The sequence below is a fragment of the Amycolatopsis sp. cmx-11-51 genome (assembly GCF_047608665.1).
Taxonomy (GTDB): Bacteria; Actinomycetota; Actinomycetes; order Mycobacteriales; family Pseudonocardiaceae; genus Amycolatopsis.
Map to the genome: position 1 here is coordinate 135,784 of NZ_JADNQO010000007.1, position 12,849 is coordinate 148,632.

Annotated in this window: 7 protein-coding genes and 1 pseudogene; all 8 read right to left on the bottom strand. The window is 66.4% G+C overall.

Annotated features, from left to right (window positions below; genetic code table 11):
* Window positions 1-139: 139 nt before the first annotated feature.
* The 8 genes and pseudogenes from ACM6LU_RS24070 to ACM6LU_RS24105 all read right to left on the bottom strand — a co-directional run bounded on the left by ACM6LU_RS24070 (window position 140) and on the right by ACM6LU_RS24105 (window position 12,810).
* Window positions 140-406: a DoxX family protein gene (locus ACM6LU_RS24070; protein WP_414940196.1), complete on the bottom strand. Its 267-nt coding sequence runs from the start codon at window positions 404-406 to the stop codon at window positions 140-142.
* 9 nt (window positions 407-415) lie between these two features.
* Window positions 416-598: pseudogene (locus ACM6LU_RS24075) on the bottom strand (sigma factor); the annotation flags it as partial.
* 164 nt (window positions 599-762) lie between these two features.
* Window positions 763-2,640 carry an OmpL47-type beta-barrel domain-containing protein gene (locus ACM6LU_RS24080; protein WP_414940017.1) on the bottom strand — a complete coding sequence of 626 codons (1,878 nt, stop codon included), beginning with the start codon at window positions 2,638-2,640 and terminating at the stop codon, window positions 763-765.
* Window positions 2,641-2,707: 67 nt separating this feature from the next.
* On the bottom strand, window positions 2,708-6,664 hold the full coding sequence (locus tag ACM6LU_RS24085) for a ThuA domain-containing protein (protein WP_414940018.1): 3,957 nt from the start codon (window positions 6,662-6,664) through the stop codon (window positions 2,708-2,710).
* A gap of 19 nt (window positions 6,665-6,683) precedes the next feature.
* Window positions 6,684-7,700 (bottom strand): multicopper oxidase domain-containing protein, encoded by a 1,017-nt coding sequence (locus ACM6LU_RS24090; RefSeq protein ID WP_414940019.1) that lies wholly within the window; start codon window positions 7,698-7,700, stop codon window positions 6,684-6,686.
* A 14-nt stretch (window positions 7,701-7,714) separates the two neighbouring features.
* Window positions 7,715-8,605: a sugar phosphate isomerase/epimerase family protein gene (locus ACM6LU_RS24095; RefSeq protein WP_414940020.1), complete on the bottom strand. Its 891-nt coding sequence runs from the start codon at window positions 8,603-8,605 to the stop codon at window positions 7,715-7,717.
* A 10-nt stretch (window positions 8,606-8,615) separates the two neighbouring features.
* Window positions 8,616-9,620 (bottom strand): sugar phosphate isomerase/epimerase family protein, encoded by a 1,005-nt coding sequence (locus tag ACM6LU_RS24100; RefSeq protein ID WP_414940021.1) that lies wholly within the window; start codon window positions 9,618-9,620, stop codon window positions 8,616-8,618.
* A 64-nt stretch (window positions 9,621-9,684) separates the two neighbouring features.
* Window positions 9,685-12,810 carry a ThuA domain-containing protein gene (locus ACM6LU_RS24105; RefSeq protein WP_414940197.1) on the bottom strand — a complete coding sequence of 1,042 codons (3,126 nt, stop codon included), beginning with the start codon at window positions 12,808-12,810 and terminating at the stop codon, window positions 9,685-9,687.
* Window positions 12,811-12,849: the final 39 nt, after the last annotated feature.

A 12,849-nucleotide genomic window follows, 5' to 3' on the forward strand; every position in this document is an offset into this window, starting at 1 on the left:
TCTACGGCACACGCCCGAGCGGGGAAGATTTCGGACGTTCACCGTCCCGAATCTTCCCCGCTCGACCCTTGCAGGGACCAGAAATGTCAAGCCCGGACTACCACCAGCAACTCCGCGACTTTGCCTGGCCCCTGAGCCTTCACGTACTCCCGGAGTCAGGCACGGCCGATGGCCACGAAGGCGCACAGCGCGAGGTAGCCAGCCCGAGCGCGGCCAGCGGCACCAGCACCGGGGCGATGTCGAGCAGCGCGGGCAGGATCAGGCCGACGGCACCCGCGATCTCGATCGCCCCGATGGCCTTCACCGCGCCAGGGCCGAAGTCCAGCACCCAGCCCGCGCCGGACGCCACTCCGGCGATCTTTTCCCGCGGAATGAACAGTTTCCCGACGCCGGACACGAGATACATGACCGCCAGAAGAGCGGCGACGATCCACAGTGCGAGGTTGTCGATCGTGCCGTCGTCCTGGCGGGCCAGCCGCAGCCAGGCTTCCTGGACGGCGTCCTCGGCGTCCGCCCGCGACCCGAGCATCCGGTGGGCCACCGCCACCAGGCGACCACGCTGCTCCTCGAACGCGGTCGCCAGGGTTTCGCCGATCATGTCGTTACCGGTGGTGGGGGCTGAACGCTAAAGGTGTCTTGTCAGGTGGCGGGTCCGTGAAGGCCTCCTTGAGAGACTCTGGGTCCCTCAGGGAGGCCTTCACGGACCTCGGGATCGCAACCCTGATCGCAACTAGAGGACTACTTGCGTAGCAGGTCCTTCGCTCAGACGTCCCTGATCGGCGTCTTCACGACTTTCTTCATACCGGGGTTCTTCGTCTCCGGCCGCTTCTGCGGTTCAGCGGTCGAGCCGCCGATGCCGGAGTCGATCGCCGCCGTGACGATCAGGTTCCGCTCGTCGGACGAGATGGCCTCGCCGTCGAGGAGTTCCTGGGTCACCGCCCGCACGTAGGTCACGAACTGGTCGTTCGACGAGTAGTCCGACTCGTCGTCGAGCACGTCGTTGATCGTGCAGCCGTTGCCGGTGTCGCGGTTCTCGACCTGGCTGTCCGCCGTGCCGAGGATCACCGTGTCGCGGACGTCGGAGTCCGGGCACGCGTCCGGGCCCGGCGGCGCGGCGACGATGGTGAACGCGCCACCCTGTTCCGCCGAGACGTTGCCCGCCTTGTCCGAAGCACGGTAGGTCAGGGTGTGCGTGCCGAGCGCGGTCGATTTGACCGGCGCGGTGTACCCCGTCCAGGCCCCACCGTCCAGTTTGTACTCGATCTTGTCCACACCGGACCCGGTGTCCGTCGCGGTCAGGTTGATGGTCGCGTCCTCGATGTACGACCAGCTTCCGTCCAGGTCACCGCTCACCACCACGGAAACGATCGGCGCGGTGCTGTCGTCGCCTTCGACGATGGTGAACGTCGCCGCGCCTTCCGGCGAGACGTTGCCTGCCTTGTCGGTCGCGCGGTAGTTCACCGTGTGGGCGCCGACGACGGTCAGCGCGAGCGGCGCCGAGTACGTCAGCCACGGGCCACCGTCCAATTTGTACTCGACCTTGCCGACGCCCGAACCGGCGTCCGTGGCCGTCAGTGTCACGGTCGCCTTGCCGACGTAGTCGCCGTTAGCGTCCTTGTTCCCGGTCACCGCTGAGGTCACGGTCGGCGCGGTGGTGTCACTGCTGACCACCGTGAAATGCGCCATGCCTTCCGGCGAGACGTTGCCTGCCTTGTCCGAAGCCTTGTAGTGCAGCATGTGCATACCGGGCGCGGAAACAGCGACCGGCGCGGTGTACGCGGTCCAGGCGCCATCGTCCACTTTGTACTCGACCTTGTCCACACCGGTTCCGGCATCGGTGGCGGTGAGCTTCACGGTGGCGGTGTCGAGGTAGTTCCCCGCACCGTCCTTGTTCCCGGTCACCTCGGAGGTCACCGTCGGCGGCGTCTTGTCACCGGGCTGGCCTGCGACGACGCTGAACGACGACATCCCTTCGGGTGAAACGTTCCCGACCTTGTCCGAAGCGCGATAGTGGACCATGTGCGAACCGGCCGCGGAGACCACCACGGGCGCCGTGTACGCGGTCCAGGCACCGCCGTCGAGCTGGTACTCGACCTTGTCCACCCCGGACTGGCTGTCCGAAGCGGCCAGGTTCACCGTCGCGGAACCGACGTAGTTGCCCGCCGTGTCCTTGGTGCCGGTGACGTTGGCGGTCACGGTCGGCGGCGTGGTGTCGACGCCCCCGCCGTCGGTGACGACGAGCTCGCCGAACATTTTGCTGTGCCCCTGCACCGTGCAGTAGAACCGGTACTTCCCGGGCGTGAGCGTCACGGTCGCTTCGTGCTCGCCGTTCTGCTCGTCGTAAGGGTTGGCGAAGATGTTCAGAATGACGTCGTGGTTGTAGCCCGGTGTCGACGTGTCGAACGTCAGCGAGTGCGACATCGTCGAGCCGAGGGCTTCGGTGTTCTTGAACAGGATCGTGGTCTCGCCTGCCACCGCGGTGGCAGGCGCGCTGAGGTAGTGGTCGGTGCTGTCGCCCGCGGTCCATTCCAGGGTCTGGACCGGGGCGGCGGAGGCGGGTGCGGAGGAGCCCGGCAACGCCAGGCCCAGTAAGGCGAACGCCGTGACCAGGACGGCCACAGCGAGATTTCGTGGGGACATCGCAGGGAAACCTTCCGTACAGGGAGACCGGCCGGGCGCGAGGGAGGTCGCGCCCGGCCGATCTTGGCTACAGCTGCCGCACCCGGATGTTGCGGAACTCCATCAGGTCGTTGTCACCGTGGTTCTGCAGACCGATGAACCCGCTGACGAACTGCCGGAAGTCGGTCGACGGGTCGCCCGCCCGCGACGAGTTGATCCCCGGCGCGTTCTCGAACTCGTTGATCACGACGCCGTTGCGACTGATCGTGTACTTCTGCCCGACGACCTTGACCTCGTACTCGTTCCAGGTCCCCTTCGGCTTCACGCCGGCCTGGTCCAGCGGCCGAGGATCGAAGTTGTAGATCGACCCCGTCTTCTGCGGTTCACCGGTGGCCCCGTCGTACAACTGGACCTCGTGTCCACAGTAGATCGCGACCCAGGCCTGCGACGTCTTCGCCGAACCGACGGTGCCGCAGCTGCCCGGCGGACGCTGCTCCAGCGGGGTCCGCGGGTCCGGGAACCGGACGAAGACACCACTGTTGGCACTGCCCGTCGGCGCGATGTCCTTGAACTGCAGCTTCACCGAGAAGTTGCCGAACTGCCGTGCCGAGTACCACAGCATCCCCAGCCCACCGGACGGTCGCAGTGACCCGTCCGGCTGGATGGCGAACTGCCCGGACGGCGCCTGCGACCAGTTGCGGAACGATTCCGCCGTGCCGTCGTAGATCGCGTCGTAGCCGGTGACGCCCTTGTTGCCGATGGGCGACGCGGCGGCCGTCGCGTTGATCTTGTCCGACTCGGCCGAGTTCAGCACCCCGAGGTCACCGAGCCGGTCCACGGCCTGCGTGACGTGGTTGACGAAACCGGCGTGGGAGGTCCACGTGCTCTCGTCGTCGATCAAGTCGTCGACCTTGCACCCGCCGCCCGCGTTCCGGTTGGCCACCCCGGTATCGGTGTCACCGATGGTCACCGTGGCACCGGAATCGGCGACGAAGCACCCGACACTCACCGAATTCCGTGTGGTCACCGTCTCGCCGTCCGCGTAGGTCACGGTCAGCTTCGCGGTGTAGAGCCCGGTGCGCGGGTAGGTGTGCCGCGGGTCGGCCTGCGTCGAGATCGTGCCGTCGCCGAATTCCCACCGGTAGGAGACGCCGCCGGACTTCGACCCGGTGAAGGCCGCGGTGAGCGGCTTGTTCTGCACCATGGTCGACATCGCCGTCGCGGACGGGGTCGCCTCGCCGCCGGTGTAGCTGATCTTCAGCAGCTTCTGGTTGGCGTCCAGGGTGAAGAACCCGTTGCCGTAGTCGAGCGCGTACAGCGCGCCGTCCGGCCCGAACTTGGCGTCCATCCAGCTCTGCAGTTTTTGGTCACCACCGCCGGTCGGAAGGATCTGCCGCACCGTTTCGGCGAACAACGGCGGATCCTGCTTCGGGACGCCGTTCGGGTCGACGGTGACCGCGATCCGGTTCTGGCCGTTGCTCTGGTCACCGATGAACCATTTGTCGTTCCAGTACGACGGCCACGCGACACCGCTGTTGGTGTTGACCAGGTCGCGGTGGTACGTCGGCCCGGTCATGACCGCCTGGCCGCCGCCCTTGAGGTAGGGCTGCGTGTAGGTGGCCTCGGCCGCGTTGTACGTCGGGACGGAGCTGTTGGGACGGTTGGGGAACACCGGCCCGCCGCCGTCCGGCGAGTACCAGATCATGTTCTTCTTGACCGGCGGCAGGTTCACCAGGCCGGTGTTGCGTGGCGAGGTGTTGACCGGGTTGTCGCAGTCGTACCAGCCGGTGAGGACCGCGGCGTCGGTGCTGCTGCGGTCACGGTACGGCTGCTTGTTGCCCATGCAGTACGGCCAGCCGTGGTTGCCTGCCTCGGTGATGATCGTGGCGGTCTCGTACTTCGCCGGGCCGAGTTCCGGGCTCGGCGAGGACGCGTCCGGTCCGACCCACGCGGCGGTCAGCCAGTTGGTCTTCTTGTCGACTTGCAGACGCGAGATGTTCCGCACGCCCATCACGTAGATCTCGGGCCTGGTCTTGTTTCCGGGGTCGTTCGCCTCGGGAAACAGGTTGCCAGCCGGGTTGGTGTACGTGCCGTCGGCCTCCGGGTGGATCCGCAGGATCTTCCCGTTGAGGTCGTTGGTGTTACCGGCGGTGCGGCGTGCGTCCTGGAACGAGACGCCCTTGTATTCCTGGGTCCAGTTGTTGCCGGAGTACCCGTTGGACCCCTGCGACGAGTTGCTGTCACCAGAACCGATGTAAAGATTTCCGTCCTTGTCGAAGTCCATGCCGCCACCGGCATGGCAGCAGCTGTGGATCTGGACGTCCCACGAGAGCAGGTCCTTGCGGGTCGCCTGGTCCAGCGTCTGGTTCTTCAGGTCGTAGGTGAACCGCGAGACCGTGCGCTTGCCGATCCGCTTGTCGCGGTCGATCGACTCGTGCGGCATCCAGTAGGCGTACATGAACCCGTTCTCGCTGAACTTCGGGTCCAGCATGAGCCCGAGGAGGCCTTCCTCGTTCTTGATCATTTCGCTGGTGTTGCCGCGGTTGCCCATCACCTTCAACGTGGTGAGCAGCTTCGCCTTCTTGGTGACCGGGTCCCACTGGTGGACCGTGCCGCAGCCGAGGCCGACGTTCGGGTCGTCCCAGCTTTCCACGAAACCGGTCGGGCAGGCCGCGCGGCCGATGTAGAACACCCGGCCGCTCGCGGCGATGGTCAGCCCGTGCGGCTCGCCGATCTGGTCGAGCTGGCCCGCCTGGTTCTTCGCGGTCAGGCGTTCGACCTTGTAGTTGGCCGCGATGCCCGCTTTACAGTCCCCGCGCACCATGCCGGTGGTCCACTTCAGTGCGCCGAGGAGGTGGCTGCGGAACTGGGCCTCGCCGTAGCTCGCCTCGGTCCGGCCCATCCCGGTGTAGAAGGAACGGCCACCGTCGTAGTCACGGCACCACGAGACCGGGTGGAAGGCGCCGTTGGCGCCGACTCCCGGCTTGTAGGTCGATTCCTCGACCTGCGCCACGGTGTGCACGGTGCCGACCGGGTTGACCTCCCAGTTGAGCCACCGGTCGGTGCGGATCCACTTCTGCGGCAGGCCCGCGGTGGCCGGGTTCGCCTTGTCGAGGACGTCGACCGTGGCCTGCGCCGGGTCGGGTTCGGGCGGCGGCGGGGTGGTCGAGTTGTCCTTGAACAACTTGAAGTCGGCCAGCTGGGTGGCCGATTCCCCGGCGTTGGCGGTGATGTTGAGCCGATAGTTCGCGTACGCCGTGGTGTTGGCGAAGGTGAACGTACGGCTCTGGAACCGGTCGGCGAACGCCTCGTTGGTTCGGGTGTCCAGATCGGTCCAGGTGGCCCCGTCGTGGGAACCCTGCAGGGTCCAGCTCTTCGGGTCACGACCGGCGAAGTCGTTCGCCGAGACGAGCGCGTAGCTGCTCACCGCGACCGGCGCGGCCAGCTTGTAGGCGATCCAAGCGGTGTTCGTGAAGGCCAGCCACTTGGTGTTCTCGTTGTTGTCGGCCAGTTTCTCCTTGCCCTCGTTGGGCGCGTTCTCCGCGCTCGCGGTGACCGCGGCGACCACCTCCGGGGTGGGACGAGCCCCCACCGGACGCGCTCCGATCAGCCCGGAGAACCACTGCGAACCGTCCTGCGCACGAGCGGCGTCGGACAGGCCGAGGAAACCGCCGCCCGCCTTCATGTAGTTCTGCAGCGAGCTTTCCTGGTCGCGGTTGAGCGTGATGCCCTGCGCGGAAAGGAAGACGACGCCGCGGTACTTCGCGAGGTTGGCCTGCGTGAACACCGCGGGGTCCGAAGAGGACGACACGGAGATCCCGTTCGACTGGCCAAGGCTCGCGATCGCGTCCGTGGCGCGCAGGACGGGGTCCTTCTGGTCCGCGGCGGTGCCGTGGAAGACCAGGACGTTGATCGGGACGTTCGTGGCGGCCTGTGCGGTCACCGGTGCGATGGCCAGCGGAAGTCCCGCGGTGACCACGGCCCCGACCGCCAACGCGGCCAGTGACCGTCTGCGGAGCCGGCGTTGCGAAACGTTTCGTCTCAAGATCTCGCTCCTTTCAAGTCTAGTGGTGATGGGCCGAGGCGCCGGTGGCGTCCGGCTTGGCCGTGGTGCCGTGTTGATGTCCTTTGAAGCGGTCGATCGCCTCCTGCGCGCCCGCGGGCATCCCGCCGTCGGCGTTGCGGACCAGGAATACCCCGGACATGCCGTCGTCCGAGTGCTGCTGGACGTGGCAGTGGTACATCCACGCGCCCGGCCCGACGCCGTCACCGGCGATCACCTGGAACCCGAAGGAGTTACCGGGGTCCAGGGTCTTGTTGTCGAGGATCGGGGCGTTGTCGGTCGCGCTGGTGAGCATGCCGGTGCGGGTGTCCGCCCAGCGGTGCGCGTGCAGGTGGAAGGTGTGCATCAGGTTGCCGTGCCCGATGCAGAGGAACTCGACGCGCTCGCCGAGGTTCGCCTCGAAGATCGGGGTGTTCGGGGCGATCTGGTGGTTGACCCACATCTCGGTGAACACCACGGTGAACTGCTTGCTGGGCAGCAGATCCCCGCGTTTGCGCACGATCAGACCGCCGTAGAGCCCCTTCATCAGGCCCGTGGTGCCGTGGTCGCCGCCGAACGCGTGGTCGTGGTAGTGCCAGTACCCCGCGCTGCCGGGCATCCAGAAACCGTTGGCCGCCTGGTAAGCCGTCCGCGTCTTCCAGGTGTAGGTCTTGGTCTCGTACGGCTTGTTGAACGAATCGTTGAACGGCGAGCCGTCCGACTTGGTGTCGTAGTTGACGCCGTGCGGGTGAATCGAAAGCCGCTGGTCGGTGTTGTTGACCAGTTCGATCACCAGCGTGTCGCCCTCGTAGCACTCCAGGAGGGGCCCGGGGATCGTCGGTTTACCGGGCTCGAGCCCGTAACCGACCCGGGTCGAACCGGGAACGTAGTCGGCGTACACCGTGATGTTGCGGGTCATCCCGGCCGCGGCGGCGGGTGACGAACCGGCGCCGGCCGACACCACGACCGGGGCGATGACCCCGGCCGCGGTACCCGCGAGCATCGATCTGCGGGACAACCCGCGTTTGTGCTTGTCCATTGTGGAGTCCCCAGTCAGAAGCGGACGTTGCGGAGATAGGTGAATCCGGTCTGGGCGGTGCTCAGGGGATCCGTGGGGTTGTCGTGCTCGACGATGTACTCGCCCACGTTCGCGCGGGTGTTCCGGAAGATGCGCGGGAAGTCGATGACACCCTGGCCGGGGTCGACCATCTTCCCGTCCGCCGTCCGGTCCTTGACGTGGTACTGGACCACGCGCGGGAAGTGTCGGCGGTACAGGGAAATCGGGTCGACGCCGCCTTCCACCGCCCAGAACAGGTCGATCTCCAAGTGCACGTGACGCGGGTTCGTGTTCCTGGTGAGCACGTCGTACGGGCGCACGCCGCCGATGGGCGTGAACTCGTGCGCGTGGTTGTGGTACCCGAGTGGGATCCCGGCCCGGCGGAACTTCCGTGCCGCCGTGTCCATCCGTCCGGCGAACTGCTTCCAGCCGTCGATGGTGTCGAAGTTCGCCCACGGCACATTGGCGCGGGTGTTCCCGAGGACCTTCGCGTCCGCGATGGTCTTGTCGAGATCGCCGTCGATGCCGATGTGCGTGGACGTCGCCCGGATGCGGTTCTTGTCGAGCAGGCCGCGGAACTCCTTGGCCGTACGGCCGTAGGTCCCGGCCAGTTCGACCTTCCGGTAGCCGATGTCCGCCAACGCGGACAGGGTGCCCGGTAGATCGGCCTCCAGCGCGGCGCGCAGGGAGTAGAGCTGGATGCTGATCTTGTCGACCGGGACACGGCCGTGGCCATGACCGTGTCCGTGCCCTTGTGTCTCCACCTCGGTCGTGGCGTGCGCGAGCCCCGGCAGGGCTACCGCCGCGCCGACCGCGACCGCCGCCGTCGCGGCACCTCGGAGGAGTGACCGTCGAGAGTGGAACCGCTCAGCTTCTTCACCGCACATGAAACCGCCCTCACTTCTGGTTGCTGAAAGCCGCGTCGAAGGCCGCCGACGGCTTGTCGAACAGGAGCCCCCGCAGATAGGTCACGGCTTCCGCCGCGCCCCGGAGCCGGTCCATGCCGGCGTCTTCCCACTCCACCGAGATCGGACCGGCGTAGCCGATCGAATTCAGTGCCCGGAAACAGTCCTCCCACGGCACATCGCCGTGCCCGGTCGAAACGAAGTCCCAGCCGCGTCGGGGGTCTCCCCAGGGGAGATGTGAGCCGAGCCGTCCGTTCCGTCCGTCGAACCGCTTCCTGGTGTCCTTGCAGTCCACGTGGTAGATCCGGTCGGCGAAATCGAGGATGAAGCCGACCGGGTCGAGGTCCTGCCAGATGAAATGCGAAGGATCCCAATTCAGCCCGAACGCCGGACGGTTACCGACAGCTTCGAGCGCACGCTTTGTCGTCCAGTAGTCGTAAGCGATCTCCGAGGGATGCACCTCGTGCGCGAACCGCACACCGACCTCGTCGAAGACGTCGAGGATCGGGTTCCACCGGTCGGCGAAGTCGGCATAGCCGTCGTCGATGACCGCCTGCGACACCGGCGGGAACATCGCGACGTACTTCCACGTCTTCGAACCGGTGAAGCCGATCACCGTGTCCACCCCGAGTTTCGCCGCCGCACGGGCGGTGTCGGCCATTTCCATCGCGGCCCGCTGCCGGACGCCTTCCGGTTCACCGTCGCCCCACACCCGAGAAGGAATTATGGCCCGGTGGCGTTCGTCGATGGGGTCGTCGCAGATGGCCTGGCCGACGAGGTGGTTGGAAATGGCCCACACCTTGAGGCCGTGCTCGGCGAGCAGCTTCTGTCGCTTTGGCACATAGTCCTCTTCGGACAGTGCGCGGTCGACCTCGAAGTGGTCGCCGGAACACGCGATCTCAAGGCCGTCGTAGCCCCATTCGCTGGCCAGCCTGCACACCTCGGTGAACGGGAGATCCGCCCACTGGCCGGTGAACAGGGTGATCGGACGGCTCATCAGTTCTCCTTCTCTATCTGGTGGTGAAACCGCCATAGATGTCGCAGTGGGTTCACGCGTATGGTCACCCCTTCGAATTCACCTCAGCTCCGCTCACAGATTGCTCGAAGGTGATCGCGTCCAGGTCGAACAAACTTCCGGTGCCCGAACCGCGGAACACGAGGTACAGCGGGCCGGTCCCACCGGGGTCGGTGATCGCGGCGGGCGAGATGTCGGCGTAGGTGTCCCAGCCGCCGGTGTTGGCGACGGTGACCGTCTGCACCAGCGGACCGTCCACCGCACCCGAGCGGACCTCGATCGTGCCGCCGTCCCCACCGGAGGAGACTCGGTAGCCGATGCCGCTGACACCCACGAGGTTCACCGGGTCGAATTCGATCCAGTCACCGGCTTCGATGTGGCCGACGCGTTTGCCGCCACTGGCGCCGTCGTGTCCGACGACCTCGATCCCGCTGGACCGGGTGTAGAACTCCGCCTGCTTCACCTTGGGCTGCAGCAAGGATTCCGCCTCGCCGGTCAGCGCCGGGACACCGCTTCCGCCGTTGTCGGTGTAGCTGGCGTTGATGACGCCGAACACGTTGGCGTCCGCGCCGTGGCCTTCGTCGGCGGGGGTGGCGATGGTGCCTTCACAGCCGGTCGCGCGGCTCAGCGGATGTCCGTGCCCCTCGTGGCCGAGGATGTATTCGACGGTCACCTTGGCGCAGTCGATCGGGTTGTCCTCGGCGTCGATCACCTCGACCTTGAACGGGACCTTGTCCCCGAAGCTGAACACGCTGCCGTTGACCGGGGTCTTGAGCGTGACCACCGGCGCGGTGTTGCCGACGGTGACCACCACACTCGCCGAGCCGGTCAGACCGGTGGGGTCGGTGACCGAAAGCTTCGCCGTGTACTGGCCGTTCGCGGGGTAGGTGTGGGAAACCGGGGCCGCTTCGGTGGAGTCGGTCGTGCCGTTCCCGTCGAAGTCCCAGGCGTAGGTCAGCGCTCCTCCGTCGGGATCGTTCGTCCCGGCCGGGTCGAACCCGACGGTCAGCGGCGCCTGGCCGGACGTCTTGTCCGCGGCCACCCTGACGACGGGTGTCCGCCTGCCTTTGGTGTAGTCGACGCGGTAGACCGCGGATTCCTTGGAGCCGCCGAAGTATCCGGTGCCGTAGTCGAGGACGTACATCGCGCCGTCCGGGCCGAATTCGATGTTCATCGGGCGGACCAGGTCCATCGAGTCGAAGAACGGCTTGATGGCACCGCGTTCACCGTTCTTGCCGACGGCGATCTCCTTGATCCAGCCGCGTTCCCATTCGTAGGCGAAGGTCTTGCCGTTGAAGTACTCCGGGAACTTCGTCTGCGACGGGTTCTTCGCGTCGTACTGGTAGACCGGACCACCCATCGGCGATTCGGGGCCGGTACCGAACTCGGGCAGCGAACCGCCGTCGTAGGGAATCCACGTCTTCTCGACCGGGGGCAGGTCGGTCAGCCCGGTGTTGCGCGGGCTGGTGTTCTTCGGCTTGGCGCAGTCGAAGGCGGCACCGGACTGCTTCGTGGCGAAGTCGTAGTCGATGAACGGCTGGTTGTCCCCGATGCAGTACGGCCAGCCGAAGTTGCCCGGTTTCTTGATCAGGTTGAACTCGACCGTGCCACCCGGGCCGCGCTTGGGGTCGGCCGCACCGGCGTCGGGTCCGTAGTCGGCGAGGTGGATCCAGCCGGTCTTGCGGTCCACGGCGAACCGGAACGGGTTACGGAAGCCCATCGCGTAGATCTCGGGCTTGGTCTTGGGCTTGCCCTTCGCGAAGAGGTTGCCCTTGGGCACGGTGTACTTGCCCTTGGCGTCGACCTTGATCCGCAGCACCTTGCCGCGCAGATCGTTGGTGTTGCCGGAGCTGCGCTGCGCGTCGTAGAACGGGTTACGGTCGGCGCGTTCGTCGATCGGGGTGAAACCGTCCGAGGAGAATGGGTTGGAATCGTCCCCTGTGGACAGATACAGGTTGCCCTGCGCGTCGAAGTCGATCTCGCCGCCGGCGTGGCAGCAGATGCCGCGTTCGGCCGGGACCTGGAGGATCTTCTGCTCGCTCGCGAGATCCAGGTTGTTGTCGGTATCGAGCTTGAACCGCGAGAGCTGGTTGTAACCCTTGAACGGCGCGAAGTCGGCCGGGGTGCCGTTCTCCGGCGCGTCACCGGCCGGAGTGTTCAGCTTGGGCGCGTAATACAGGTAGACCCAGCGGTTCTTCGCGAAGTCCGGGTCGATGGCGACGCCCTGGAGACCGTCCTCGTCGTGGTGGTAGACCGGGATCGTGGCGGCCGGCTTGGTCGTCGCCGACGAGCTGGTGTACCAGACGCGGCCGTCACGTGAGGTGTGCAGGACGTCGCGGTTGGGCAGCACGGAAAGCGCGATCGGCTCACCGGTCTTCTCCTCGCCCTTGGCGAGGGTGATCTGGTCGAAGTCCGCGTCCACCGGATCCGCCTCCGCCTGCTTGGCGCAACCCGCCTTGCTCAGCTTGGTGGCGTATTTGATGCCACCCACGAGGTGCGAGCGGAACGCGGGTTCGGTGTAGGACTCCTTGGTGTGCCCGCCGCCGGTGTACCAGGAGCGGCCGCCGGAGTTCTCGTGGCACCAGGCGATCGGGTGGTCGCCCATCGCGCCGTCGCCGGGCTGGTAGCTCTTCTCGTCCAGGCTGGCCAGGACGTTGACCTTGCTCCGCGGGTTCTCACGATAGTTGTACCACTCATCGGTACGCGGCCAGGTCTCCGGCAGATCCACAGTGGACACGTGGTCGTGGTCCTCGACCTTGACGTTCGCCTTCTGGATCCGCGGATGGGACTTGAAATACGCCCCGACCAGGTCGCCGTACCAGGGCCAGTCGTATTCGGTGTCGGAGGCGGCGTGCACGCCCACATACCCGCCGCCTCCCTTCACGTACCGCTCGAACGCGGCCTGCTGGTCCGCGTTCAGCACGTCACCGGTGGTGGAAAGCCAGACCACCGCGTTGAAGCGCTTGAGGTTCGCGTCGGTGAAGACCGCCGCGTCCTCGGTGGCTTCCACCCCGAAGTGGTTTCGCGCACCCAGTTCCTTGATCGCCAGGATCCCCGTGGGGATCGAATCGTGGCGGAAGCCCGCGGTTTTGGAGAACACGAGCACCGTCGCCGCTTCGTGCTCCGGTGCGGCCTGCACCGGTAGCGCGACGCCTGTCAAAGCCGTGACCATCGACGTGACGAGCACGCTTAGTCGTCGTTTCAAGGACAT